Raw genomic sequence first — 24627 nt, 5'->3', positions numbered from 1 at the left:
AGCCCCACCACCCCAACCCGTCACAGGGATCGATCCCTGCTGGACCGAAGGCCGTCATGCCAACACCGCAGCCGAAGCCCCCCACCGCCGAGACCGTCACGACCGCCCGCGACCGGCACCGCCAAGCCGCCACCGACACCAACCTCGGTCCCACCGCCCGCCGCTACCACCAGCACGCCGCCTGCGCCTACGACTGGGCACTCCAAGCCCTCGGCACCCCGACGGCCGACCGCCACCTCGGCTACGCCCACGCCTACGCCGAGCAGGCCGCCAACCACGCCCCCGCCACCACCCGGAAGACGCTCACCCTGCCTGGCCCGTTCTGCGACTGGCTGACCGAGACCAGCCAACTACCGGCCGACTTCACCGGCCACGAACGCGATGACCGCCTACTGCTCGCCTACCGCGCCGGCACCGCGCACCGGATCGACCCCTCCAGCTGGAGCCTGACGATCCCGGCCTACGACGCGATGGCGATGTACCAACTCACCCAAATCGCCCGCCGGTTCGCCGAGCACTGCTTGCCGGACAACAAGACCCACACGCCCGCCCAGGTTCGCGCGGCAGTGGCCCTCGGCAAGCGGCTGAAAGACCTCTCCGACGACATGCTTCACGAGGCCAACTGACACCCCGCCGGGCCACACCCTGGCCCGGCCTCAACCCCTCCAGGACCCCAACCATGCCGTCCTCCAGGCCACTCCTCGTGCCGACCAGCCCTATGCCCCGCCGACGCACCGACCCGACCCGCGCCTTCCAGGGCGCGCTCCTCCGTGAGGCCGAAGCCCAGCAAGCCCTCGCCGTCGCCGCCTACGAACTCCTCGCCATCGAAGTCCGGACCCAAGCCCCCGAGACCGCCGCCATCGAGTTCGAGGCCACCCTCACCTCCGACCGCATCGGCGCGCTGTGGGTGAACCCCCGCGATCACTGGTACCCGACTCCGCCGCTGCTGTGGCGGCGCGCCCCCACACTGTCCTCCGAACCGCCCTGGCTCAAGAAGGCGGACCGACTGCTGCCCACCGTGCTGCTCGGGGCGTACCTTCCCGTCACCAAGCTGGCCGACAACCGGCGCCTACTCAACCTTCCAGCCCCGGACGTGGCCGCCGCCCTCGCCTCCCGCATCCGCCGAGCCTTCCCGCAGGCGACCGCACTCCTGCTCAGCCTCGACGCACGTCCGCGCGCCATCACCGTCCAAGTCGCGAACATCGTCGGCCCCGACGGCACCTCCCTGCACGCGATCCCCAACGAACACGACTGGGCACCGCCAACCGCCCAGACGTGGTGGCGGCTCAACAAGGGCCACGTCGTCCGAGCGGTCCGCCACCTGTGGGCGCACCCCGACCACCGGACCCGCCACTTCCAGGCCCAAGGCCACGACTCCCTGATGTGGAACCAGGGCCTTCAAGCGCTCGTTCTACCCCCCATCCCGGCCCTCTCTGGACCCAAGAACCCCTGACGCCCCGACGGGCCCGTAGAAGCCCTTCTACGGGCCCGCGCGCCGACACCCAACTGCAAGGGGAAGAGAACGGCCATGGGGGCTTCAGCGCCTTGGCAGCAGCCGCCTACGCAAGGGCCGGTCACTCTCACTGGGGTGCAGCGCCCGCCGGCACTCGGCGCTGTACCGATCGACCGCCTGCTGGACCAACCCCTGGTCCTCCCGTCCAAACCGCCACTGACCCTGCACCCCCTCAATCCCTGCCTCCCGTGAGGCGATGGCCACCCAATCGCGCAGGCGTCCCACCAGCACCTCGACATGCTGCGCAGCGGACTCGGCGGTGTGCGTGACGTCGTAGGGACCCTCCACCACCACCGCCCCCACCGCCCGCGCCACAGCACCACGCTGCTCCTCCAGGTCCTGCAGCCGGGCCCGAGCCTCGACCGGATCGAACCTCTCATCCATGAAGGAGTCCAGCAGCGCGATCGCGGTGTCCCTGCGCGCATTGATGGCGGTGGAACATGCCGCGTACACCTGCCGCCGGGCCTTGCGCTCCTCGATGCCGACCTGACCCCGGCTGGTGATGCGGGCCGCGCCGAGTGTGCCCACCACGCCCAGCGTGGTACCGAGCAGCGTTCCGGCGATGCCGACTAGCGCGAGCAGTGTTGCTGAGTCCATCCGGGCATTCTCGCGGGTCGGGCGACGCGAACTGCGCCGATCCGTAGAGGACGAGGCGACCGGGCGCGATGGCTCGCCCGGTCGGGAAGTTAGCCCGGCCGGGGGTGCGGTCGGGTAGCTTGGTTCCTGATCCGCTGAGGGGAGTGGAATCCTCGCCCCTCGTGTTCGAAGATCCGAAACCGTTAAGTTTCCGGCCCGGCATCTCCCCTGGTCACCGCCAGTGGTAGCGGTTCGCCCGGCCGCCAGGTGGCCAACGCGGGGACGGTGCGGGGATGAAGCGGGGATGAAGCGGGGACGGAACCGCCTGATCCGAGGGCGGACCGGAGTAGACTGATGTGGACGGCAGGTAAGCCGTAACAGCGTGTGACCTGCGGAAACGTGGACTGACGTGGACGCAGATGTAACTAGGGCCGCTAGCTTGATTGGCAGAGCTGCGGACTTTTAATCCGTAGGTTCAGGGTTCGAGCCCCTGGTGGCCCACCGAACTGAGGCCAGGTCAGACACCCTCTGACCTGGCCTTTTGCATGTCCGCCGCCGCTGAACGCACCGCGGCACCCCGGCTGGTCGAGTAGCCGGGGTGCCGCGGTGCTGCGTGGGTCGTGGGGCGGATCAGGCCGCGGCGCGGATCGGGGCGCCGGTCTGGTGGAGGTGGGTGAGGATCTCGCGGTACGAGCGGAAGAGGCCGGTCTCGTAGTAGGTGATGTCCTTCTCGGCGCAGAAGTCACGGGTGAGGACGGCGGCGCGGCGCAGGGCCGGGGTGGGCATGCTGGGGAAGAGGTGGTGCTCGACCTGGTAGTTGAGGCCGCCCATCAGCGCGTCGATGAAGTAGCCGCCGCGGACGTTGCGGGAGGTGAGGACCTGGCGGCGCAGGAAGTCGAGCCGCATGCCGGGCGTCACCATCAGCATGCCCTTGTGGTTGGGGGCGAAGACGCAGCCCAAGTAGACGCCGAGCAGGGCCTGGTGGACGGCGAGGAAGGCGAAGGCCTTGCCGACCGGGAGGGCGGCGAAGACCAGCCCGAGGTAGGCGGCGAAGTGGGCGACCAGCAGGAAGCCCTCCAGGTAGGGGCGCTTCATGATCGGGCTGCGCAGCGCGCGGAAGCTGTTGTAGCTGAGGTTGAGGCCTTCGAGCAGGAGCAGCGGGAAGAAGAGGAACGCCTGGCGGCGGCCGATGAAGCGGGCGATTCCGCTGGCCTTCCTGGCCTGGTCCTGGGACCAGACGACGAGGTCGGGGGAGACGTCCGGGTCCCGCTCCTCGTGGTTGGGGTTGGCGTGGTGGCGGGTGTGCTTGTTCATCCACCAGCCGTAGCTCATGCCCATCAGGAGGTTGGCGACGATGCGGCCGCCGATCTCGCCGGCGCGGCGCCCGGTGAACACCTGGCGGTGCGCCAGGTCGTGGGCCATCAGTCCGAGTTGGGCGAAGACGACGGACATCGCGGCGGCCAGGACGAGTTGGAGCCAGGTGTCGCCGAGGGCGAACATGGCCCACCAGCCGCCGAGGAACGCGGCGAGGACGAGGCCCGCGCGGACGGTGTAGTAGACCGGGCGTCGGTCGAGCAGGGCCTCGGCGGTGATCCGGCCGAGCAGTTGGGCGAAGTCGCTCCCGCCGGTTCCGGGCGGGGCGGTGTCCGATGGTCCGGCGGGCGGCTGCGGCCGGGTTTTCGCGGTCGGCGTCCCCGCGGTGTCGGTGGTCATGGTGCTGAGTCTGGTCTAGGGAACGGGCCTTGAGAAACGGGGGCATCCCCCTGGGGCGGGGTGAGGAAAACCCCCGGACCGTCCCGGGCGGCTGCGGACGTGCGGCGCGTGGTGCCCGATGGTGCCGCTGGGGCGGGGAGAGGTGGCGTAGGTCACGTCGTAATCGGCTGGTTTCGGGCGTTCTGTGGCGAGCTTGTGCTGTGGTGGCCGGGGTTGGTGGTGGACCGGAGGTCAGTGATCGCGTCGGGCCTAAATATGATCGGAAGCCACGTTCATCGGTTTGTACCGATGTTCGTATGTGCAACCTGGGAACGGCTCCGACCGTCTCCCTGTGTGCGGTGCGCCAGATCGTCCGGGGCGTCGCTTCCGTCGGTGAAAGGTACGCGCATGTCAGGTCAGTGGGGCGAGGGCCCGGCTCGGGGTGAGGACGCACCCGGCGCGCTCACGACGGGGAGCGACGGGTCCGTGCCTCCGCCGCGTACCGGGGGCCGGGCGGAGGCCCGGCGCGCCGCCCAGGGCAAGGGCGGCGGCCGCGGCGGCAAGGACGGCGGCAAGGACGCGGGCAAGGACGGCGGCAGGCCGGAGGCGGCGGCCGGCGGCGGCCGGGCGGCGGCGCGCAACAGCCGCAAGCCCAAGAAGAACGTGAAGAAGATCGTCGCCTGGTCGGCGGCCGGTGTGCTGGTGCTGATCGCGGGCGCCGGCGGGGCGATCTACTTCAAGCTGAACGCCAACATCAAGTCCTTCGACGGCGACGCGATAGCGACCGACCGCCCGCCGGAGGCGCAGGCCGACGCCGACGGCAACAAGCCGGTCAACGTCCTGCTGATCGGTTCGGACAGCCGCGGCGGCAGCAACTCGGACCTCGGCGGCGGCGAGGACGGCGGCGCCCGCTCGGACACCACGATCCTGCTGCACGTCTACGCCGACCACAAGCACGCCGTGGGCATCTCGATCCCGCGCAACGCGAAGGTCCCGATCCCGCCCTGCAAGCTGCCCAACGGCAAGTGGACCAAGGGGTCGTCCAGCGACCTGTTCAACGCGGCCTTCTCGGTCGGCGGCAGCGACGGCGGCAACCCGGCCTGCGCCCAGAACACCGTCGAGAAGCTCACCGGGATCCGGGTCGACCACACCATCGTGGTCGACTTCAACGGCTTCTCCGCGATGACCAAGGCCGTGAACGGCGTCGACGTCTGCCTGCCGAAGCCCATCTACGAGGGCGACGTCAACCCCAACCTGCACAAGAAGGGCGACCTCGTCCTGCCGCAGGGCAAGCAGACCGTGCAGGGCCAGCAGGCGCTGGACTACGTGCGGCTGCGGCACGGCATCGGCGACGGCTCCGACATCGGCCGGATGAAGCGCCAGCAGGCCTTCCTCAGCTCGCTCGCGAGCAAGGTCAAGAAGGACGGGCTGAGCCCCACCAACCTGCTGCCGCTGGCCGACGCCGCGACCAAGTCGCTTGTGGTCGACCCGGGGCTGTCCTCCGCGGACAAGCTGCTCTCCTTCGGGCTGTCGCTCAAGAACATCGACATGCACGACCTCAAGTTCGTGACGGCGCCCTGGCGTTACCGCACCCAGGACAAGGACCTCGACCTGGTCCAGCCGGACGCCAACAAGCTCTGGGAGACCCTCAAGGCCGACCAGACCATCGACGGGCAGAACGCCACCGGCCAGCAGCCGGACGCCGCCGCCAGCCCGAGCGCACCGGCCGCCTCGCAGCCGGCCGCGACCAGCGCGCCCGCCGCGCCGGCCGCGGACGCCGGCAACTCGTCGATCAAGGTGGCGGTCTACAACGGGACGACCGAGAACGGCCTGGCCGGCAAGGCGACCGCGCAGCTGAAGGCCGCCAAGTTCGCCGCCACCACGGCGGGCCAGGCGGCGAGCACCAAGTACAAGACCACCATGATCGAGTACGGCTCCGGGCAGAAGGCGAACGCCGACAAGGTCGCCGCGCTGTTCCCGGGCGCCAGCGTCGAGGCCGGCAACTCGGCGGGCGTGACCCTGATCGTCGGCAAGGACTTCTCGGCGGCCAACGGCGGCGGGACCACCGGCCCGGCCACCGGGACGGGCGGCCCGGCCGCGAACGGCACCCCGGCACCCCCGGCGCCGCTGCCCACCACCGTCACCAACGACGCCCGCTCGGCGGACGACGACATCTGCGCGAACACCACCTACGGCAGCGGCGGCTGACCGCACCCGAGCCGTGGGGGCGACCCCCGGGCCGGCGCCGTCCAGGGCGCGCGGGCCCGGGGGTCGTGCCATGGTGGCCGGAGAAACCGGGGAGGCGCCCGGCACCCGGGCGGCCTGATGGACGAGGGCCCGACGCACCGGACCCCGACGCACGGGACCCAGGCACACCGGACCCGGCGCACGGACAAGGGGGGCGCGCACCGAAAGGCGGACCCCCATGCCCGAGATCGCCCTCCAGCTCGACATCGCCGCACCCCGGGCCGTCGTCCTCGCCGCGCTCAACACGCACGGCGGGCTGACCAGCTGGTGGACCACCGGCGTGGACCGGGAGGGCGACGTCCTGCTGTTCGACTTCCCCGGCGTCCCCGAGCCGTTCCGGCTGCGCCGCGAGCGGGCCGACCTGGACCGGGTGGTGTGGGCCAACGCCGGGGCCTTCCCGCCGCACTGGGCCGGCACCTGGATCAGCTGGGACCTCGCCGACCAGCCCGACGAGCCCGGCCGCACCCGGTTGCTGTTCCGGCACGGCGGCTGGCAGCCGGGCAGCGAGGACGGCGTCCCGCTGGTCGCCGGCACCTGGGCCGAACTGCTGGTCCGGCTCAAGGACTACGCGCAGAGCGGCAAGGTGCAGCCGTACTTCGTCACGGCCCAGCGGCACGACGCCGCGTGAACGGCCCCCACGGCGGCGTGAGCGGCACCACGCCGCGCGAACGGCCCGCCGGCGGCCGAACGGCCCCGGGGCCGCCCGATCGCCCGCCAGGGCGCCGTCCGGTGGCGGGATCGCGGCGCCGGGCCGATGGTGGGCGGTGTACCCGCCGTTCGCGCTGACGGCCGGCACCGGCAGCCCGGCACCGAGCGGCCGGGACCCGCCCGCCCCGACGACCACGCCGGCGACCACTGCCTTCGGGAGGCCCAGCAATGCCCGTAGTGACCGCTCCGTACAAGCCCGGCACCCCGTGCTGGATCGACCTGATGGCGAGCGACCAGCAGGCCGCGCTCGACTTCTACCGCGACCTGTTCGGCTGGCAGGGCGAGGTCGGCCCGGCCGAGTTCGGCGGCTACGCCGTGTGCATGCTCAACGACCGGCCGGTCGCCGGGATCATGGCGCGGTCCGCGCCCGAGGGCCAGCCGCTGCCGCCCGTCGCCTGGACCACCTACCTGGCCTCGGACGACGCCGCCGTGAGCGAGGCCGCCATCGCCGAGCACGGCGGCACGATCCTCTACCCGGCGATGGACGTCGGCGTGATCGGCCGGATGCTGGTCGCCGCCGACCCGACCGGCGCGGTGTTCGGCGTCTGGCAGGCGATGGACTTCATCGGCGCGGGCGTGGTCAACGAGCCCGGCGCACTGGTCTGGAACGAGCTCAACACCGCCGACACCGACGCGGCCGGCCGCTTCTACCTCCCGGCGCTCGGGCTGCGCCCGGCGACCATCCAGGGCATGGAGGGGTACTTCTCGCTCAACGTCGGCGACCGTACGGTGGGCGGCATGCAGCCGATCCCCGGGTACCTGGGGGCGGGCACGCCCTCGCACTGGATGGCCTACTTCTCGGTGGACGACACCGACTCCACCGTGGACGCCCTGGTCAAGGCGGGCGGCACGGTGATCCAGCCGCCGTTCGACATGCAGTCCGGCCGGATGGCGGTCGTCCAGGACCCGCAGGGCGCGGTGTTCGCGGTGGCGGAGGCCGCCGAGGCGCAGATGCCCGACTCGCCGTAACGGCGCCGGGCACCCCTCGCCATGACAGCGCCGGGCACCCACGAGCCCACCCGGCCGCCCACGAGCACCCGGGCAACCGGAAGCCGCCCTTCCCGCGACGCGCCGCCGGGAAATGGGCGGCTTCCCCGCGTTCCCGGGTAAGACTGCACCCATGCTGGGGCTACCGGACGACATCCGCGCATTCCTCTTCGACCTCGACGGGGTCCTCACCCAGACCGCCAAGGTGCACGCCGCGGCCTGGAAGGACACCTTCGACTCCTTCCTGCGCGCCGAAGCCGCCCGCACCGGCGGGCAGTTCGTCCCCTTCGACGCCGTCACCGACTACGACACCTACGTGGACGGCCGCCCGAGACTGGACGGCACCCGGGCGTTCCTGCACAGCCGGGGCGTCGACCTGCCCGAGGGCACCGACGCCGATCCGCCCAACACCCGTACCGTGCACGGGATCAGCCGGGCCAAGAACGACACCGTCCTGCGCCTGATCCGCGAGCAGGGCGTCCAGCCGTACGACGGCTCGGTCGCGTACGTGCACCGGCTGCGCGCGCTCGGGCTGCCCAACGCCGTGGTGTCCTCCAGCGCCAACTGCCGGGACGTGCTGCGGGCGGCGGGCATCGAGGGGCTGTTCGACGTGATCGTGGACGGCGTCGTCGCCCAGCGCGAGGGCCTGCCCGGCAAACCCGCCCCCGACACCTACCTGTACGCCGCCCGTACGCTGGGCGTCGAGCCCGCGCACGCCGCCGTCTTCGAGGACGCGCTCGCCGGGGTGGCGTCCGGCCGGGCGGGCGGCTTCGGGGCCGTGGTCGGGGTCAACCGCACCGGGCAGGCCGCCGAACTGCGCCGGGACGGCGCGACCGTGGTCGTCGACGACCTCGCCGAACTGCTGGAGGAGCAGGCATGAGTGAGCGGAGCGAGGCAGTCGCATGAGTGGCTTGGACAACTTCTCCGTCGACCCCTGGCTGATCGCCGAGCAGGGCCTGGACCTGACCGCGATGGCCCGCGCCGAGTCGCTGTTCGCGCTCTCCAACGGCCACATCGGCCTGCGCGCCAACCTGGACGAGGGCGAGCCGCACGGCCTCCCCGGCACCTACCTGAACGGTGTTTTCGAGCTCCGCCCGCTGCCGTACGGCGAGGGCGGCTACGGCTACCCGGAGTCCAGCCAGAGCGTCATCAACGTGACCAACGGCAAGATCATCCGGCTGCTGGTCGACGACGAGCCCTTCGACCTGCGCTACGGCGAACTCATCCGCCACAAGCGGTGGTTGGACTTCCGGGAGGGGATACTGCACCGCGAGGCCGAGTGGACCTCCCCGGCCGGCCGGACCATCCGGGTGCGCTCCTCCCGGCTGGTCTCGCTCACCCAGCGCGCGATCGCCGCGGTCGACTACAGCGTCGAGGCGGTGGACGGGCCGGTGCGGATCGTGATCCAGTCCGAGCTGGTCGCCAACGAGCAGCTGCCCGGCGGCGCCGCGGGCGATCCGCGGGCCTCCGCCGTCCTGGAGGCGCCGCTGCAGCCCGAGGTGCACCACGCGAGCGACACCAAGGCCGTCCTGGTGCACCGCACCCGCTACAGCGCGATCCGGGTCGCCGCCGGGATGGACCACGTGATCGACGGCCCGGAGGAGCTCGAAACCGTCGCCGAGGCCGAGGCCGACCACTGCCGGATCAGCGTCACCACCGTGCTCCGGCCCGGACAGCGGCTGCGGCTGGTCAAGTTGATGGCCTACGGCTGGTCGGGGACGCGCTCGCTGCCCGCCGTCCGGGACCAGGTGGAGGCCGCGCTGACCGCCGCCCGGTACACCGGATGGGACGGTCTGGTCGCCGAACAGGCCGCCTACCTCAAGGAGTTCTGGGAGACCAGCGACGTCGAGATCGAAGGCGACGTCGAACTCCAGCAGGCCGTCCGGTTCGCCGTCTTCCACGTCCTGCAGGCCGGCGCCCGCAGCGAGGAACGGGCCATCCCCGCCAAGGGGTTGACCGGCCCCGGCTACGACGGGCACAGCTTCTGGGACACCGAGACCTTCGTCCTGCCGGTGCTCACCTACTGCCTGCCCGGGGCCGTCAACCAGGCCCTGCGCTGGCGGCACACCACGCTGCCGCTGGCCCGCGAACGGGCCGCCCAACTCGGCCTGGCCGGAGCGGTGTTCCCCTGGCGGACCATCCGCGGCGAGGAGTGCTCCGGGTACTGGCCGGCCGGTACCGCCGCCTTCCACATCGGCGCCGACATCGCCGCCGCCGTCGCCCGCTACGTCCGGGCCACCGGGGACGCCGAGTTCGAGCGCGCGTACGGGCTCGAACTGCTCGTGGAGACCGCCCGGATGTGGCGCTCGCTCGGCCACCACGACGTCTCGGGGAAGTTCCGCATCGAGGGCGTCACCGGCCCGGACGAGTACAGCGCCGTCGCCGACAACAACGTGTTCACCAACCTGATGGCGCAGACGAACCTGCGCGCCGCCGCCGAGGCCGCCGCCCGCCACCCGCACGAGGCCGCCGAACTCGGCGTCGACACCGAGGAGACCGCCGCCTGGCGGGACGCCGCGTCCGCGATGTACATCCCGTACGACGAGGACCTCGGCGTGCACCCGCAGGCCGACGGCTTCACCCACCACCAGGTCTGGGACTTCGAGCACACCCCGCCCGAGAAGTACCCGCTGCTGCTGCACTACCCGTACTTCGACCTGTACCGCAAGCAGGTGGTCAAGCAGGCCGACCTGGTGCTCGCCATGCAGGTCCGCGGCGACGCGTTCACCGACGAGCAGAAGGCCCGGAACTTCGCCTACTACGAGCGGCTCACCGTCCGGGACTCCTCGCTCTCCGCGTGCACCCAGGCGGTGATCGCCGCCGAGGTCGGCCAGCTCGACCTCGCGTACGACTACACGGCCGAGGCGGCGCTGATGGACCTGCACGACCTCGGCGGCAACACCCGCGACGGCCTGCACATGGCCTCGCTCGCGGGTGCCTGCATCGCCCTGGTGGCGGGCTTCGGGGGGCTGCGCGACCACAGCGAGTCGCTGTCCTTCCGGCCCCGGCTGCCGGGCGGGCTGATGAGGCTCGGGTTCTCGCTGATGGTCCGCGGGCAGTTGCTGGGCGTCCAGATCACCCACGAGGGGACGACGTACACGCTGCGCCGCGGCGAGGTGCTGCACCTGTGGCACGACGGCGAGCCGGTGCAGGTGAAGGCCGGGGAGCCGGTCACCCTGCCGACCACCGCGCCGCCGGCCCAGGAGCGGTGCGGCCAGCCGCCCGGCCGCGAGCCCGCCCGGCGGCAGGCGCAGGCGGGCCTGGTCAGCGGCAAGCTCGGGCAGCAGGACCACCTGGCGGCGGAGTAGCCGCGCCGACCGGTCGTTCACCTGTTCGGGCCCGCTCCGGGTGCGGGGCGGGCCCGGCCGTCGGAGGGTGCAGGTGTCCTGCGGCAGCCGGCGGCCGGTGATTGGAGAGCACCCGTGGCGAGCGTGGCCGAACAGATGGTGGAGGTGCTCCGGCAGGCCGGGGTCGAGCGGGTCTACGGCGTGGTCGGAGACAGCCTCAACCCGGTCGTGGACGCGATCCGGCGGACCGACGGCATCGGCTGGGTGCACGTGCGCAACGAGGAGGCGGGCGCCTTCGCGGCGGCGGCCGAGGCCGAGCTCAGCGGCCGGCTCGCGGTCTGCGCAGGCTCCTGCGGGCCCGGCAACACCCACCTCGTCCAGGGCCTGTACGACGCCCAGCGCAGCGGCCTGCCGGTGCTGGCGCTCGCCTCGCACATCCCGTCCGGGCAGATCGGCACCGGTTTCTTCCAGGAGACCCACCCCGAGCGGGTGTTCACCGACTGCAGCACCTGGTGCGAGATGCTCTCCACCCCCGCCCAGTTGCCCCGGCTGATGCGGATCGCCATCCAGCACGCGCTCGGCTCGCACGGCGTCTCGGTGCTGGCCTTCCCCGGGGACGTCGCCGCGCTCCCCGCCGCCGGACCCACCGGGACCAGCCACTTCCTCACCGAGCAGGCCGTCGCCGCGCCGCCGTGGTCCCAGGTGCAGGAGCTGGCCCGGCTGCTCAACGCGGCCCGCAAGGTCGCCCTGTTCTGCGGCGCGGGGGTGCGCGGGGCGCACGGCGAGGTGATGGAGGCGGCCCGGGCCCTGAACGCGCCGGTCGGGCACTCCCTGCGCGGCAAGGAGTGGATCCAGTACGACAATCCGTACGACGTCGGCATGAGCGGCCTGCTCGGCTACGGCGCCTGCCACGAGGCGCTGCACTCCGCCGACCTGGTGCTGCTGCTCGGCACCGACTTCCCGTACGACTCCTTCCTGCCGCAGGCTCACACCGTCCAGGTCGACCACGACGCCACCCGGCTGGGCCGCCGCACCGCGCTCGAACTGGCCGTCCACGGCGATGTCGCCGCCACCCTGCGGGCCGTCCTGCCGCTGCTGGACGCCAAGCGCGACCGCGCCTTCCTCGACGAGATGCTGCGCAAGCACTGCCGCTCGCTGGAGGACGTGGTCGGCGCCTACACCCGGGACATCGAGAAGCACCTGCCGATCCACCCCGAGTACGTCGCCTCGGTGCTCGACGAGGTGGCCGCCGACGACGCGGTGTTCACCGTGGACACCGGCATGAACAACGTCTGGGCCGCCCGCTACCTCCAGCCGAACGGCCGCCGCCGGGTGATCGGCTCCTTCCTGCACGGCTCGATGGCCAACGCCCTGCCGCACGCCATCGGCGCCCAACTGGCCTGCCCCGGGCGCCAGGTGATCGCGATGGCCGGCGACGGCGGGATCGGCATGCTGCTCGGCGAACTGCTGACGGTGGCCAAGCACCGGCTGCCGGTGAAGACCGTCGTCTTCAACAACGGGGCGCTCGGCATGATCAAGCTGGAGATGCTGGTCTCGGGCTACCCGGAGTACGAGATCGACAACGGGGACGTCGACTACGCGGGGATCGCGCGGGCGACGGGCATCCCGGCCAAGCGGGTCACCGAGCCGGCGAGGGTCCGGGAGGTGCTGGCGGAGGCGCTGGAACGGCCCGGCCCCGCCCTGGTGGACGTGGTCACCGATCCCAACGCGCTGTCCATCCCGCCGTACATCACGGCCGCCCAGCTGAAGGGCTTCGCGCTGGCGGCCGGGCGGACGGTGCTCTCCGGCGGGGTCGGGCGCATGATCGACCTGGCCCGCAGCAACCTGCGCAACATCCCGCGGCCCTAGCCGAGAAGGGGGATCCGGGCCCTCTTGCCTCTGAGGCAAAAATCTTGCCCGAGCGGCACGGCGGGTGTCCACTGGTCACATGACCACCAGCCCGACCGGGGACGCCGCCCCGGGAGACCGGCTCGACGACCAGGAAGTGGCCGGCCTCGCCGCCCGCCTCCGGGAACACCGGCTCAGCAGCCGCCTGACCCTCGAAGTGGCCTCCGCCCGGGTCGGGCTCTCCCCAGCCTATCTGTCCCGGCTGGAGACCGGCCGCCGCCAACCCTCCCTCCCCGTCCTGCTCGGCCTCGCCCGCGCCTACGGCACCTCCGTCTCCGGCCTGCTCGGCGAGACCATGGCCGAACCCGACCCGGTCGTGCGCGGCGGCGCCATCGAACCCGGCCGCGCCGGGGGCTGGGGCTACCGCCGGGCCGGCGCCCCCGGCCGGGCGATGCAGGCGCTGCGCGTCCACGTGCCCCCGGGCGTGCAGGACACGGTGGTCCGGGTCCACCCCGGCGAGGAGTGGCTGTACGTCCTGCAAGGCCGGCTCAAGCTGACCCTCGGCGACCGCGTCCACCGCCTCGACGTCGGCGACTCCGCCCACTTCGACTCGCTCACCCCGCACTGCATCGCCGCCGACGCGCCGGACGGCGTCGAACTGCTCTTCGTCCACACCCTGCTGCAGAGCCCCGGCGGCGAACTCTGCCTCGGCGGCCCCGCAGCAACCCACTGACCCAACGTCAGAACCCTTGGAGGAGATCCCTCATGGCCGATCCCACCAGCCCCGAGAAGGCCGCCGCGGCCACCGCCCCGGCCGCTCCGACCCCCGCCCCGCTGACCGTCGACGCCGGCATCTCGGCCAACCGCCGGGTCGGGGTCCGCCTGGTGATCTACACCGCGGGCATCCACGCCTTCGCCGGCTTCATCATGCTGCTGTTCGAACTGGGCAACCGCAACAAGTAGTTCACCGGGGCGGTCGCGGCCCTCAGCGCTCGCGCAGCAGCTCGCAGAGGGCGTCCAGCGCGGCCGGGAAGGCGTGCTCGGGCGGGGACGCGTAGCCGATCACCAGAGCGGGAGCGGCGTCCGGGGCGGCGGCCGACCGGTCGGCGAGGTGCCAGGACAGCCCTTCGAGGGCCAGGCCGGCGGCCTCGGCCCGGGCCAGCAGCTCCGCCTCGGACGCGGAACCGGGCGGCAGTTGGAGAACGGCGTGCAGCCCGGCGGCGATCCCGGTGACCCGCACGCGCGGGGCGTGCTCGGCGAGCGCGGCGACCAGCCGGTCCCGCCGGCGCCGGTAGTGCAGCCGGCAGCGGCGGACGTGCCGGTCGTACGTCCCGGAGGTGATCAGCTCGGCGAGGGTCAGCTGGTCGAGCACCGGGGACATCGTGTCGGCCAGCGTCTTCAACCGGGCCACCGGCTCGACCAGCGCGTCCGGCAGGGCCAGCCAGGCCAGCCGCAGGCCCGGCGCGAGGCTCTTGGCGGCCGTCCCGGCGTACACCACCCGCTCCGGGTCGAGCGCCTGCATCGCGCCGACCGGCTGCCGGTCGTAGCGGAACTCGCCGTCGTAGTCGTCCTCGACGACGTACCCGTCCCGCTCGCGGGCCCAGCGCACCGCGGCGGCCCGCCGGTCGGCGGCCAGCGGCGCACCGGTGGGGAACTGGTGCGCGGGGGTGAGCAGGACGGCCCCGCACCGGCCGTCCAGCCGCTCGACCCGGGCGCCCGCCCCGTCCAGCGGCACCGGGACGGTGGCCAGCCCCGCCGCCCGGGCGACGGCGTGCTGCGGCGGCAGCCCGTACTCCTCGACCGCGAGGGCGCGGTCCCCGCGCTCCCGCAGGGCGGCGCAGAGCAGGCCCAGGCCCTGGGAGACACCGGTGCAGATCAGCAGGTGGTCGGGGTCGGTGCGGACGCCGCGGACCCGCGCCAGGTAGTCGGTGAGCGCCCGCCGCAGCTCGATCCGGCCGAACGGGCCGCCGTAGCCGAAGGCCTCGTGCGGCGCGGTGGCGAGGGCCCGGCGGGCGGCGGCGAGCCAGGCGGTGCGGGGGAAGAGCGAGAGGTCGGGCCGCCCGGCCATCAGGTCGTGCCGGACGGCCCGCCGCCCCGCCGCGGGCCGGGCCACCCGCCGGCTCCGGCCGGGCGCGGCCCGCCGGGCGACGGTGGTGCCGGAGCCCTGCCGGGAGGCGAGCCAGCCCTCCGCGGTGAGCTGCCCGTACGCCTCGACCACGGTGTTCCGGGCGATCCCGAGGTCCTCGCCGAGGGCCCGCGAGGACGGCAACCGGGTGCCGGGCACGAGCCGCCCGTCCTGGACGGCCTCGCGCAGCGCGTCCTCCAGAGCGGCCCGCAGCCCGGCCCCGGCGGCGCGCCGCTCGGTGAGGTCCAGGTGCAGGTCGCCGCCGAAGGAGGTCCAGGAGCTGCTCACGGGCCCGATTATCGCGCGGCCCGGCATCCTCGCCCCCGAGTCGGTGGCGGATCAGACCGACAGGTAGACCGCGCTGCCGACGCCGGCGAGGAAGCAGTAGAGCGCGAACGGCGTCAGGCTGTGGGTCTCGAAGTACTTGGTGAGGAAGCGCACCGAGACGTAGCCGGCGACGAAGGCGGCGATGCTGCCGGCGACGACCGGGCCGAGGACGGCGGAGTTCTCCGGCTTGAACAGCTCGGGCACCTTCAGCACGGAGGCGGCCAGGATGACCGGGGTCGCGAGCAGGAAGGAGAAGCGGGCGGCGTCCTCGTGGTGCAGGCCGCGCAGGATGCCGGCGCTCATGGTGACACCGGAGCGGCTGATACCGGGGAAGAGCGCGAGGATCTGGGCGGCGCCGATCCAGGCGCCCTGGACGAAGCTGAGCCGGGCGAGGCGGTGGTCGGAGGCGATCGCCGGGTCGAGGCCCGGTTCCTCGGCGGGCGGGGCGGCGTGCCCGGCCCGCCGGCGGCCGGTGCCGCCGCGCTTGAGCCGTTCGGCACCGAGCAGCACCAGCCCGTTGAGGGCCAGGAAGACGGCGGCCGGGACGGGCTTGCCGAGCGCGTTGCGCAGCGCCTTCTCCAGGGCGAGGCCCGCCACCCCGACCGGGATGGTGGAGATGATCAGCAGCCAGGCGAGCTTCTCGTCCCGGCTCTCGACCCGGCGGCGGCGGATCGAGCTGAAGAAGCCGCCGATCACCCGGACCCAGTCCTTGCGGAAGAACACCACCAGCGCGAACGCGGTGGCCAGGTGCAGGCCGACCAGGACGGCGAGGTAGGAGGAGCCCTCGGCGGTCATGTCGAGGTCCCGTTGGATCTTCCCGCCGATCAGGGCGGGGAGCAGGATGCTGTGGCCCAGGCTGGAGACCGGGAAGAGTTCCGTCACACCCTGCAGCAGGCCGACGCCTATCGCTTCCGGGTAGGTCAGGGTGGACATCGCGCACCTTCGCTCGGGGGTCTGGATCCGGGGGAGCCCCGCGAAGCTACTACGGGCATGTAGACGCCCGGCAGCCCCGCCGCCAGAAGTTCATCGAGCGGACGTCTGGGCGCCACCGCTGCCGATCGGTCCCCGACCGGTCGCCGGTCAGCCGTCGTCAGCCGTCGTCAGCCGCCGGACCGCGCCGCCGACCCGCCTCCGCCGAGCGGCACCCGCCGCCACGCCCCGCCGCCGACGGGCACCGGCGCGGGGGCGAAGTCGTAGCGCGGCCCGTCCGGCCCGAGCGCGAGCAGCGAGATCGAGGAGGACCCCCAGATCCGCCCGTCGCCGAAGTCCCGCCGCTGGATCAGCGCCGCGTCGTCGTCCAGCGGCAGGCCGTCGCCCGCGACGATCGGCAGCCAGTCGCCCCAGGCCCGTTCGGCGGGCCCGTCACCGGTCGGCTCCGGCCGGGGCGCGGCGGCGAGGCGGGCCCGGAAGCGGTCGGCGCGGGCGGCCATCAGCGCGCGGATCCGCTCGGAGGCCGTCCGGTTGGCGGCCATGCCCTCCAGCCCGTCGTTGAGCACCACGCTGAGGCCGACCGGCAGTTCGCGCTCCTCCAGCCGGCCGCCGCCCCAGCTGGCGACCCGGGCGCCGTCGGGCCGGACCAGGACGAGGTGGAACGGGTCGTACGGGGTGAGGTCGAGGTGGCCGATCCCGCCGTTCCGGACGGCGGTGAGCGGCAGTTCGCCGCGGGAGAGCCGGGTGTCGGCGGGGGCGAGCGGCCCGAAGCCGTTCAGCAGGCAGGCGGCGGTCCGCCGCCCGGGGTCGACGGCCAGCCAGGTGCCGCCGGCGGCGAGGTCGAGTCCGCCGACCAGGTCCGGCCGGTCCGGCCAGTGGTGGTCCGGCGGCAGCCAGTCGCGTCCGAGGTACTCGTCCCGGACGGAGAGGAGCAGCACCGGCACGGCCGCTCCCGGTTCGATGCTGACGAACGCCGTACACACGATCGTGGCCCCCTGACCTCGCCCGGCGGGGGCACGCGTGGTGGCGCCCCCCGCCGTCGATCCTCGCACTCCCGTTCGCGCGCCGGGAGTGGGCGTCCGCGCCCGGAGGCGCCCCCCGGGCCCTCCCTTTTCGGCCGCCGCCGTGCCACACTCGCCCCACGGCCGGGTGCAGACCGAAGTGGCCCAGGATTCTGTGGTTCAAATGCACCAGGAAACGGGTCCACCAGGTCCCTAGGCTGGCGTCATGACGACGAACGAGCACCAGTCGGCCGAAGCGCCCGTCCCGGCCCCCGCCCAGCGCCTCGCGCTGCACAGCCTGGCCCCCGACTTCTACCAGGCCATGATCGCGGTGGACCGCGCCTCCCGGAAGGGCATCGACCACACGCTCGCCGAGCTGGTCAAGGTGCACGCCTCGATGATCAACGGCTGCGCCTTCTGCATCGACATGCACAGCACCGACGCCCTGAAGGGCGGCGAGCAGGACCACCGGCTGCTCTCCCTCCCGGCCTGGCGCGAGACCCCCTGGTTCACCGCCCGGGAGCGGGCCGCGCTGGCCCTCACCGAGTCGGTCACCCTGCTGACCCAGGGACACGTCCCGGACGCGGTCTACGCCGAGGCCGCCGCCCAGTTCGACGAGGCCGAGCTGGCCCAGCTGATCGCGCTGATCGTCACCATCAACGCCTGGAACCGGATCGGGGTGGCCTCCCGGCTCAGCCCGGCCGCCAAGTGAGGCCCGGGACCATGACAGGGACGGCGAGCACGGTGGACGTCCAGCAGGAGAAGGCCCGGCTGCTCCGGGAGCTGCACCGGCCGGGCGAGCCGCTGGTGCTCGCCAACGTGTGGGACGCGGCGAGCGCCCGGCTGGTCGCCGCCGCCGGAGCGCGGGCGGTGGCGACGGCCAGCGCGAGCGTCTCCTGGTCGCTCGGCAGCCGGGACGGCGGCGGCGCCGACCTCGAACAGGTCCTGGTACGGACGGCGCAGGTGGTCCGCGCGGTGGACCTGCCGGTCACCGCCGACCTGGAGAGCGGCTTCGCGCGGACCGCCGCCGGCGTCGGCGAGTCCGTCGCCGCGCTGCTGGCCACCGGCGCGGTCGGCGTCAACCTGGAGGACGAGGGCCGGCCGGCGGCCGAGGCCGCCGAGCGGATCGCGGCGGCCCGGGCGGCGGCGGACGCGGCGGGCGTGCCCGCCTTCGTCAACGCGCGCACCGACGTGTTCCTGCACGGGATCGGCGCGCCGGAGGGCCGGCTGGACGACGCGGTGCGCCGGCTGCGGGCCTACGTCGAGGCGGGTGCGGACGGCGTGTTCGTGCCCGGTGTCGCGGACCGGGAGACGATCGCCGCGCTGGCCGCGGCCGTCCCGGTGCCGCTGAACGTGCTGGCGGGTCCGGGCGCGCCGTCCGTGCCGGAGCTGGCGAAGCTGGGCGTGGCCCGGGTGAGCCTCGGCCCCGGGCTGGCCGAGGTGGCGTACGCGGCGGTGCGCCGGGCCGCCGCGGAGGTGTACGCGAGCGGCACCTACACCGCTCTGGAGGGCGGGCTGACCTACCAGGAGCTGAACGGCCTCTTCTGAGCGGGCTCCTCGCGGTCCCTCCAGCGCCGAGCGGTCCGTCCAGCGCCGAGCGGTCCCTCCAGCGCCGAGCGGTCCGCCCAGCGCTGGGCGGACCGGCGGCCGGGCGGACCGGCGGCGCTGGCGCGGGCCCGGGCACGGCGAAGCCCCGGCTGCCGCCGACGGGGGGTGGCGGCAACCGGGGCGGTGCCCGGTGGGCGTGGTCGGCCGGTCCGGCTCCGGGTCAGCCGATTTGGCCGCTGAGCCCCGGGTGGGTCATCTGGTTGGTGCCGACGGCCTCCACCTCCTGGGCGGCGTGGCCGACCACCGGCAGCTTGCCGGCGGCGTGGATGGCGAGGTCGGCCGGGGAGAGGTTGAGACCGTCGGTGAGGCCCCCGGTGGCGTCCGGGGAGCTCGCGGTCTGGGTGGTGGCGGACGCCGCCGGGGCGGCGAGCGCGAGGCCCGCCATGGTGAGGGCGGCCAGGGTGGCGAGTTTCTTCATGCACTGCCGAACGACCCGGGCCGCCTTCAGGTAACCGGGCGGCTCAGACCGTCACCCGCAGGGTTCGCACGCTGTTGCTGATGAAGGAGCCGATCGGCTCCGGCGCGTCGCCCTCGGCGAGGGCCAGCCCGGGGAACCGCTCGAACAGGTGCCGCAGCGCGGTCTCGGCCTCCAGCCGGGCCAGCCCGGAGCCGAGGCAGAAGTGCGGGCCGTGACCGAGCGACAGGTGCCGGTTGGGCCGGCGGGTGACGTCGAAGCGGTCGGCGTCCGGGTGGTGCCCGGCGTCGCGGCCGGCCGCCGCGTAGGAGGCGAGCAGCGCCTCGCCGCGCCGGATCACCACGTCACCGACCTCGATGTCCTCGGTCGCGTAGCGCAGCGGGAACTGGCCGACCGGCGAGTCGTAGCGCAGCGTCTCCTCGATGACCGCCGACCACGGCTGCTCACCGGAGAGCACCAGCCGCAGCTGGTCGGGGTGGGCGAGCAGGGCCCGGACGGCGTTGGTGATCAGGTTGAGCGTGGTCTCGTGCCCGGCGACCAGCATCAGCAGCAGGGTGCCGACCAACTCGGCCTCGCTGAGCCGGTCCCCGGCCTCGCGGGCGGCGATCAGGTCGGTGGTGAGGTCGTCGCCGGGCGCGGCCCGCTTGGCCGCCACCACGGAGCCCAGCAGCGCGTACAGGGCCTGCTGCGCGGCGGCGGCCGCCGCGGGGGTGGCCGAGCTGGAGACCAGGGTGTCGGAGAGCTCGTGCAGCCTGTCCTGCTCGTCCAGCGCCAGGCCGAGCAGTTCGCCGATCACCTGCATCGGCAGCGGGTAGGCGAAGTGCTCGCGCAGGTCGAACGCGCCGTCCAGCTCGGCGACCCGGTCGAGCAGTGAGACGGTGCGGGCCTCGATCGCGGGCGCCAGGTCGGCTATTCGGCGCGGGGTGAAGGCCTGGCTGACCAGGCCGCGCAGCCGCCGGTGGTCGTCGCCGTCGGCGGTGACCATGCCGGGCACGGTGACGAAGTTGAGCAGCGGCCAGCCCTGGGGCAGCCGGCCCTCCCGGAAGGTCGTCCACAGCTGGGCGTTCTTGCCCACCCGGTGGTCGGCGAGCAACGCCTGGAGGGTGTCGTGGTGGGTTATCGCCCAGACCACCACCCCGCCAGGGAGCTCCACCAGGACCGCGGGGCCGGCCGCCCGGAGGCGGGCGTTCTCCTGGTGCTGGTCGCGTCCGAAGGGGTCGAGTCTGACGGGCTCGGGTCGGGGGTCGACGGCGGTGTCCATGCGGGCCTCTCGGGGGCTGGCGGGCGGGGCGGGGTGAAGGCGCTGTACAGCACCGGCAGGCCGAGCAGGGCCCGTGACCACGGGGACGGGCGCCATCCCAGGTCGCCGGACGGGACGGCGAGTTGGAGATCGGGCAGGCGGTGCAGCAGGGTCTCGACGGCGGTCTCGACGATGATCCGGGCCGGGTGCTGGGCCGGGCAGACGTGCCGTCCGGCGCCCCAGGCGAGGTGGGCCCGGTTGCCGCCGAGCGAGCCCTGGGCGGCGGAGGCGACGCCCTGGGCGGCCGGGTCGGCGTTGGCCGCGGCCAGGCCGAGGACGAGCATGTCGCCGGCGCTGATGTACTGGCCGCCGAGGACGGTGTCGCCGGTGGCCCAGCGTCCGGGGAAGTTCTGCGTCGGCGGGTCGCGCCAGAGCACCTCCTCCAGCGCGTCGGAGACGGTGAGCCGCCCGCCGGTGAGGGTGGCCCGGAACCGGCGGTCGGTGAGCAGCAGCCGCAGCGTGTTGCCGGTCCAGTTGATGCTGGTCTCGTTGCCCGCGACCAGCATCACCACCAGGTGGTGCACGGCCTCCTCGTCGGTGAGCGCGGCCGGGTGGGCGAGCAGCCAGGAGGTGAGGTCGGCGCTGGGGGCGGTCCGGCGGCGCCGGACCAGGTCGACCAGGATCGCCTGGAACTCGGCGTTGGCGCGCACCGACTTGGGGCCGCTGTCCACGAAGTGGCTGATCAGCTCGACCAGGTGGGGCCCGGCCTCGCGGGGCAGGCCGACCAGCTGGGTGAAGACCAGCAGCGGCAGCGGGCGGGCGTACTGGGCGATCAGGTCGGCGGTGCCGTCCGGGCCCCAGCTGTCGATGAGGTCGTTGGCGCAGGCCTCGGTGGTCTCGCGCAGCTGGCGGTGGTCGATCTGGGAGAGGGTGTCCGAGACGGCGGAGCGCAGCCGCTGGTGCTCGGCGCCGTCCAGGTTGAGCAGGGTGGGCCGCCAGGAGGTCATCGGCAGCAGCCGGGAGTCGGGGGCCAGCCGGCCCTCGGCGGGCACCCGCCAGCGGCGCGAGTCCTTGGAGAACAGCGCCTCGTTGCGGGTGAGTTCGAGCAGTTCGGCGTAGCCGAGGACGAGCCAGGCCTCGACCCCGGGCTCCAGCTCGATCGGCGCGACCGGGCCGTAGCGCTGGCGCAGCCGGGCGTACAGGCCGTGCGGGTCCTCGGCGACGGCGGGGCCGTACAGCGGGGTCAGCGGGACGCCGGCGGGCAGGCTGCCGCCGTGCGGGAACGGGCAGCCGGGGGAGGCGGTGCCGGGTTCGGGCGCGGTCATCCCTGGAGCTCCAGGATCGAGCTGCGGTGCAGGTGGTCGACGAAGTCGATCAGCAGGTCGTAGGACTGCCGCCGGTCGCGGGCGTCGCAGTGCAGGATCGGTACCTCCGGCAGCAGGTCGAGGGCGGAGCGCAGCTCCTCCTCGGGGTAACTCGGCGTGTCCGAGAAGGTGTTGACCGCCACGGCGAACGGGATGCGCTGCTCCTCCAGGCGGCCGAGCACGTCGAAGCTCTCGTCCGGGCGGCGCAGGTCGACCATGGCGATGGCGCCGAGCGCACCGCGTGACAGGTCGTCCCAGAGCGGCCAGAACCGCTGCTGCCCGGGCGTGCCGAACAGGTACAGCGCGAGCCGCGGGTTGAGCGTGATCCGGCCGAAGTCGAGCGCGACCGTGGTGGTGGTCTTGTCGCCGCGTCCGGTGAGGTCGTCGATGCCGGTGCTGGCGGCGGTCATCGTCTCCTCGGTGCGCAGCGGAGTGATCTCGCTGAGCGAGCCGACCAGGGTGGTCTTGCCGACCCCGAACGGGCCGGTGACCAGGATCTTCACCGCGCCCTGGACCGAGGACGGCAGGTACCGCGGCTCGGCGGGCAGGTCGGCGGGGGCCCCGGGGGCTTCAGCGGAGTTGGCGGAGGCCAACGAGCACCTCTTCCAGAAGGGTTGCGGGCAGGCGCTCGGCCTGCGGGACGGGCGGGAGGACCTGGACGGCGCCGAGGTCCCAGAGGTCGCCGACCAGCACCTTGACGACGCCGAGCGGCAGCCCCAGGTGGGCCGCCACCTCGGCGATCGACAGCAGGCTGTGGCAGAGCGCGAGGATGCGCCGGTGCTCGCGGTTGAGCAGGGCGTGGTCCGGGAGCTCCGGCGCCTCGGGTAACGCGCTGACCAGGCTCTCGATGGCCAGCTCGGCCCGGGTGGACCGGCTGCGGCCACCGGTGATGACGTAGGGCCGGACCGGCCCGCTCACCGGTGTCCCCCCGCCGCGTGGTCGACCCGCGGCGGGCTGGTGAGGTGGCTGCCGATCCGTTCGACCAGGACCTGCATCTGGTAGGCGACCAGGCCGGCGTCCACGGCGTCGCTGGTCACCACGGCCAGGTGTGCGCCGGCCCCGGCGGCGACGATGAACAGGTAGCCGCCGCCGTACTCGATGATGATCTGGCGGGTGGCGCTGCCCGGTCCGCCGAACCCGGTCGCGACGCCGCGGGCCAGCGACTGGAGTCCGGAGCAGGCGGCGGCGAGCCGTTCGGCGTCCTCGCGCGCGATGTTCGCGCTGCGGCCGATCTCCAGGCCGTCGTTGGAGACGACGACGGCGTGCTGGACCTGCGGGACGTTGACGATGTCGGCGAGCATCCAGCCGAGATCAGGGGTGGTGGTCATGGAACTCTCCGGAGCGCTGGGGAAGTCGGGGGGAAGCGGGCAGGGAAGGGTCGGGCTGGGCCTGGGCCCGGGCGGCCGATCGGCCGCTGGCGGTGCCGGCCTGGAACATCGCCATGAACGCCTGCGCGTCCCGGGCCGAGCGGTACGGCGGGGCGGGCGGCGGCGCGGGAGAGGCGTGCTGGGCGGGGCGGGCGGCGCGGTCGCGTCGGTGGCTCCGGCGGGGCAGCGGCGGCGGGGTGTGGGCGGCCGCGGGGGGTCGGCCGGCCGGCGGGGTCTCCACCAGGGGGTGTCCGGCGGGGTGCCCGGTCGGCCGGAGGTCGGTGCTGAACGCCCGGTCGTCCGGTCCGAGGCCGGGGACGGTGGGCGGCAGCGGTTCGGTGAGCAGGGCGTTCGGCAGCATCACGACGACGCGGACGCCGCCGTACGGCGAGGGCGCCGAGCTGAGGGTGACCCGGAAGCCGTACTGCTCGGCCAGCCGGCCGACCGCGGCGAGGCCCAGTTGCGGCACCTCGCCGAGTCGGGAGACCTCCAGGCTGGTGCCGCCGGCGAGGGCGGCGGCGGCCTTGGCGACGGCCTGTTCCGGCATGCCGACGCCACCGTCGTCGATCTCGATGACGGCTCCGTTGTGCACCGGCATCAGGGTGACGAACACCTGGGTGCTGGGCGGGGAGTAGCGGGTGGCGTTGTCCAGCAGCTCGGCGACGGCGTGGATCAGCGCCTCGGCGGCGGCGCCGACCACCGCGGTCTCGATCCGGCTGCGGACCACCACCCGCTGGAACGGCAGGATGCGGGACTGGGCGCCGCGCACGACGTCCTCCAGCGAGACCGGCTCGGGCCAGTGGCGGCCGGCCCGCGCGCCGCACAGCACGGCCAGGGTCTGGGCCAGCCGGGCCTGTTGGGCGGCGGCGTGGTCGGCCTTGAGCAGGCCCTCCAGCAACGCCGGGTCGTCGTGGGTGCGTTCCATCTCGTCGAGCAGGGCCTGCTGGTCGTGGGCCATGACGAGGATGCGGCGGGCGACGCTGAGGAAGGCCCGCTGGGTGGAGGCGGTGAGTTCCTGCTCCTGCTGGACGGCGGCCAGGTCGGCGCCGCGGCGGGAGAGTTCGGCGCCGAGCTGCTCCTGGAGCCGGGCGAGGTCGCGCCGCAGCCGGTCGGCGCGGCGGCGCTGGGTGACGGACACGGCGCGGTACCGGGCGGTGGCCACGAGGGCGAGGGCGGCGAGTACGCCGGTTGCCGTTGTGCACCACTGAGTCATCGTCACGCCGCGAATTCTAGGGTGATGATCCTACGAAGGTGTGAACGGATCTCGCCAAGTGACCGGATCTCGTCAATATCCAGTCAATACGGCGTCAAACCGGCGCCGCTCGACCGCGATCCGGGCGGCCCGAGGACGTTCGTCCCCGGTGGGGCGCCTGCGGCGCGTCGGCCGGGCCG

The 24627-nt window shown here is 73.6% G+C and carries 24 protein-coding genes and 1 tRNA gene; 13 read left to right on the top strand and 12 right to left on the bottom strand.

Features of this window, described 5'->3' with window-relative positions; all coding sequences use genetic code 11:
• Positions 1-56: 56 nt before the first annotated feature.
• Positions 57-626: a hypothetical protein gene (locus OG556_RS16070; RefSeq protein ID WP_371517622.1), complete on the top strand. Its 570-nt coding sequence runs from the start codon at positions 57-59 to the stop codon at positions 624-626.
• A 77-nt stretch (positions 627-703) separates the two neighbouring features.
• Positions 704-1453, top strand: coding sequence for a hypothetical protein (locus OG556_RS16065; protein ID WP_371517621.1), 750 nt, complete (start codon positions 704-706; stop codon positions 1451-1453).
• A gap of 84 nt (positions 1454-1537) precedes the next feature.
• Here the strand turns inward: OG556_RS16065 and OG556_RS16060 are convergent, their stop codons facing one another.
• Positions 1538-2110: a hypothetical protein gene (locus OG556_RS16060; protein ID WP_371517620.1), complete on the bottom strand. Its 573-nt coding sequence runs from the start codon at positions 2108-2110 to the stop codon at positions 1538-1540.
• Between the two features lie 407 nt (positions 2111-2517).
• Between OG556_RS16060 and OG556_RS16055 the strand changes: the two genes are divergently transcribed.
• Positions 2518-2590, top strand: a tRNA-Lys gene (locus OG556_RS16055).
• Between the two features lie 129 nt (positions 2591-2719).
• On the opposite strand, the gene OG556_RS16050 is transcribed toward OG556_RS16055, so the two are convergent.
• Positions 2720-3802 (bottom strand): fatty acid desaturase, encoded by a 1083-nt coding sequence (locus OG556_RS16050; RefSeq protein WP_371517619.1) that lies wholly within the window; start codon positions 3800-3802, stop codon positions 2720-2722.
• A 465-nt stretch (positions 3803-4267) separates the two neighbouring features.
• On the opposite strand from OG556_RS16050, the gene OG556_RS16045 reads away from it, so the two are divergent.
• From OG556_RS16045 to OG556_RS16010, 8 genes are all read left to right on the top strand, one after another.
• Positions 4268-5989 carry an LCP family protein gene (locus OG556_RS16045; RefSeq protein WP_371517618.1) on the top strand — a complete coding sequence of 574 codons (1722 nt, stop codon included), beginning with the start codon at positions 4268-4270 and terminating at the stop codon, positions 5987-5989.
• A 217-nt stretch (positions 5990-6206) separates the two neighbouring features.
• Entirely contained in the window at positions 6207-6656 is a 450-nt protein-coding gene (locus tag OG556_RS16040) for an SRPBCC domain-containing protein (protein ID WP_371517617.1), read from the top strand.
• A 248-nt stretch (positions 6657-6904) separates the two neighbouring features.
• Positions 6905-7705: a VOC family protein gene (locus OG556_RS16035; protein ID WP_371517615.1), complete on the top strand. Its 801-nt coding sequence runs from the start codon at positions 6905-6907 to the stop codon at positions 7703-7705.
• 151 nt (positions 7706-7856) lie between these two features.
• Positions 7857-8603, top strand: a complete 747-nt coding sequence (locus tag OG556_RS16030; protein WP_371517614.1) for an HAD family hydrolase — start codon at positions 7857-7859, stop codon at positions 8601-8603.
• Between the two features lie 22 nt (positions 8604-8625).
• On the top strand, positions 8626-11031 hold the full coding sequence (locus OG556_RS16025) for a glycoside hydrolase family 65 protein (RefSeq protein ID WP_371517613.1): 2406 nt from the start codon (positions 8626-8628) through the stop codon (positions 11029-11031).
• A 114-nt stretch (positions 11032-11145) separates the two neighbouring features.
• Complete coding sequence (locus tag OG556_RS16020; protein ID WP_371517612.1) at positions 11146-12879, top strand: pyruvate dehydrogenase; 1734 nt, start codon at positions 11146-11148, stop codon at positions 12877-12879.
• 79 nt (positions 12880-12958) lie between these two features.
• Positions 12959-13591, top strand: a complete 633-nt coding sequence (locus tag OG556_RS16015) for an XRE family transcriptional regulator (RefSeq protein WP_363581369.1) — start codon at positions 12959-12961, stop codon at positions 13589-13591.
• A 32-nt stretch (positions 13592-13623) separates the two neighbouring features.
• Positions 13624-13821 (top strand): DUF6126 family protein, encoded by a 198-nt coding sequence (locus OG556_RS16010; protein ID WP_363621259.1) that lies wholly within the window; start codon positions 13624-13626, stop codon positions 13819-13821.
• Between the two features lie 22 nt (positions 13822-13843).
• Here OG556_RS16010 and OG556_RS16005 read toward each other — a convergent pair whose 3' ends face one another.
• The 3 genes from OG556_RS16005 to OG556_RS15995 form a co-directional block, all read right to left on the bottom strand.
• On the bottom strand, positions 13844-15271 hold the full coding sequence (locus tag OG556_RS16005; RefSeq protein WP_371517611.1) for a PLP-dependent aminotransferase family protein: 1428 nt from the start codon (positions 15269-15271) through the stop codon (positions 13844-13846).
• A 51-nt stretch (positions 15272-15322) separates the two neighbouring features.
• Positions 15323-16243, bottom strand: a complete 921-nt coding sequence (locus OG556_RS16000; RefSeq protein ID WP_371517610.1) for an undecaprenyl-diphosphate phosphatase — start codon at positions 16241-16243, stop codon at positions 15323-15325.
• Between the two features lie 167 nt (positions 16244-16410).
• Positions 16411-17223: an NRDE family protein gene (locus tag OG556_RS15995; protein WP_371517609.1), complete on the bottom strand. Its 813-nt coding sequence runs from the start codon at positions 17221-17223 to the stop codon at positions 16411-16413.
• A 244-nt stretch (positions 17224-17467) separates the two neighbouring features.
• Between OG556_RS15995 and OG556_RS15990 the strand changes: the two genes are divergently transcribed.
• Both OG556_RS15990 and OG556_RS15985 read left to right on the top strand, forming a co-directional pair.
• Positions 17468-17953, top strand: coding sequence for a carboxymuconolactone decarboxylase family protein (locus OG556_RS15990; protein WP_371517608.1), 486 nt, complete (start codon positions 17468-17470; stop codon positions 17951-17953).
• An 11-nt stretch (positions 17954-17964) separates the two neighbouring features.
• Complete coding sequence (locus OG556_RS15985; protein ID WP_371517607.1) at positions 17965-18789, top strand: isocitrate lyase/phosphoenolpyruvate mutase family protein; 825 nt, start codon at positions 17965-17967, stop codon at positions 18787-18789.
• 220 nt (positions 18790-19009) lie between these two features.
• Here the strand turns inward: OG556_RS15985 and OG556_RS15980 are convergent, their stop codons facing one another.
• The 7 genes from OG556_RS15980 to OG556_RS15950 are packed head-to-tail and all read right to left on the bottom strand — an operon-like array spanning position 19010 to position 24448.
• Positions 19010-19267 (bottom strand): hypothetical protein, encoded by a 258-nt coding sequence (locus tag OG556_RS15980; RefSeq protein ID WP_350880538.1) that lies wholly within the window; start codon positions 19265-19267, stop codon positions 19010-19012.
• Between the two features lie 43 nt (positions 19268-19310).
• Entirely contained in the window at positions 19311-20417 is a 1107-nt protein-coding gene (locus tag OG556_RS15975; RefSeq protein ID WP_363581355.1) for a cytochrome P450, read from the bottom strand.
• The gene (locus OG556_RS15970) at positions 20381-21829 is read right to left on the bottom strand and encodes a cytochrome P450 (protein WP_371517606.1); all 1449 of its coding nucleotides are present in this window, start codon (positions 21827-21829) and stop codon (positions 20381-20383) included. Before OG556_RS15970 ends, OG556_RS15975 begins: the two co-directional genes overlap by 37 nt.
• The gene (locus tag OG556_RS15965; protein ID WP_371517605.1) at positions 21826-22461 is read right to left on the bottom strand and encodes an ATP/GTP-binding protein; all 636 of its coding nucleotides are present in this window, start codon (positions 22459-22461) and stop codon (positions 21826-21828) included. Before OG556_RS15965 ends, OG556_RS15970 begins: the two co-directional genes overlap by 4 nt.
• Positions 22439-22786 carry a DUF742 domain-containing protein gene (locus OG556_RS15960; RefSeq protein ID WP_371517604.1) on the bottom strand — a complete coding sequence of 116 codons (348 nt, stop codon included), beginning with the start codon at positions 22784-22786 and terminating at the stop codon, positions 22439-22441. Before OG556_RS15960 ends, OG556_RS15965 begins: the two co-directional genes overlap by 23 nt.
• Complete coding sequence (locus OG556_RS15955) at positions 22783-23196, bottom strand: roadblock/LC7 domain-containing protein (RefSeq protein WP_063348307.1); 414 nt, start codon at positions 23194-23196, stop codon at positions 22783-22785. The genes OG556_RS15960 and OG556_RS15955 overlap by 4 nt, the downstream gene beginning before the upstream one ends.
• On the bottom strand, positions 23180-24448 hold the full coding sequence (locus OG556_RS15950; protein WP_371522725.1) for a sensor histidine kinase: 1269 nt from the start codon (positions 24446-24448) through the stop codon (positions 23180-23182). Before OG556_RS15950 ends, OG556_RS15955 begins: the two co-directional genes overlap by 17 nt.
• Positions 24449-24627 lie beyond the last annotated feature (179 nt).

The sequence above is a fragment of the Kitasatospora sp. NBC_01300 genome, from assembly GCF_041435235.1.
GTDB lineage: Bacteria > Actinomycetota > Actinomycetes > Streptomycetales > Streptomycetaceae > Kitasatospora.
The sequence above is the reverse complement of the archived record's forward strand: the minus strand, read 5'-3'. Positions and strand labels throughout refer to the sequence as shown.

What these genes read in the sequence shown, in the direction of transcription:
- OG556_RS16050 (WP_371517619.1), bottom strand. Translation starts at nt 3,802, where the DNA reads ATGACCACCGACACCGCGGGGACGCCGACCGCGAAAACCCGGCCGCAG.
- OG556_RS16035 (WP_371517615.1), top strand. Translation starts at nt 6,905, where the DNA reads ATGCCCGTAGTGACCGCTCCGTACAAGCCCGGCACCCCGTGCTGGATC.
- OG556_RS15955 (WP_063348307.1), bottom strand. Translation starts at nt 23,196, where the DNA reads ATGACCACCACCCCTGATCTCGGCTGGATGCTCGCCGACATCGTCAAC.
- OG556_RS15985 (WP_371517607.1), top strand. Translation starts at nt 17,965, where the DNA reads ATGACAGGGACGGCGAGCACGGTGGACGTCCAGCAGGAGAAGGCCCGG.
- OG556_RS15990 (WP_371517608.1), top strand. Translation starts at nt 17,468, where the DNA reads ATGACGACGAACGAGCACCAGTCGGCCGAAGCGCCCGTCCCGGCCCCC.
- OG556_RS16000 (WP_371517610.1), bottom strand. Translation starts at nt 16,243, where the DNA reads ATGTCCACCCTGACCTACCCGGAAGCGATAGGCGTCGGCCTGCTGCAG.
- OG556_RS16030 (WP_371517614.1), top strand. Translation starts at nt 7,857, where the DNA reads ATGCTGGGGCTACCGGACGACATCCGCGCATTCCTCTTCGACCTCGAC.
- OG556_RS16070 (WP_371517622.1), top strand. Translation starts at nt 57, where the DNA reads ATGCCAACACCGCAGCCGAAGCCCCCCACCGCCGAGACCGTCACGACC.
- OG556_RS15980 (WP_350880538.1), bottom strand. Translation starts at nt 19,267, where the DNA reads ATGAAGAAACTCGCCACCCTGGCCGCCCTCACCATGGCGGGCCTCGCG.
- OG556_RS15970 (WP_371517606.1), bottom strand. Translation starts at nt 21,829, where the DNA reads ATGACCGCGCCCGAACCCGGCACCGCCTCCCCCGGCTGCCCGTTCCCG.
- OG556_RS15950 (WP_371522725.1), bottom strand. Translation starts at nt 24,448, where the DNA reads ATGACTCAGTGGTGCACAACGGCAACCGGCGTACTCGCCGCCCTCGCC.
- OG556_RS16025 (WP_371517613.1), top strand. Translation starts at nt 8,626, where the DNA reads ATGAGTGGCTTGGACAACTTCTCCGTCGACCCCTGGCTGATCGCCGAG.
- OG556_RS16010 (WP_363621259.1), top strand. Translation starts at nt 13,624, where the DNA reads ATGGCCGATCCCACCAGCCCCGAGAAGGCCGCCGCGGCCACCGCCCCG.
- OG556_RS16040 (WP_371517617.1), top strand. Translation starts at nt 6,207, where the DNA reads ATGCCCGAGATCGCCCTCCAGCTCGACATCGCCGCACCCCGGGCCGTC.
- OG556_RS16060 (WP_371517620.1), bottom strand. Translation starts at nt 2,110, where the DNA reads ATGGACTCAGCAACACTGCTCGCGCTAGTCGGCATCGCCGGAACGCTG.
- OG556_RS16015 (WP_363581369.1), top strand. Translation starts at nt 12,959, where the DNA reads ATGACCACCAGCCCGACCGGGGACGCCGCCCCGGGAGACCGGCTCGAC.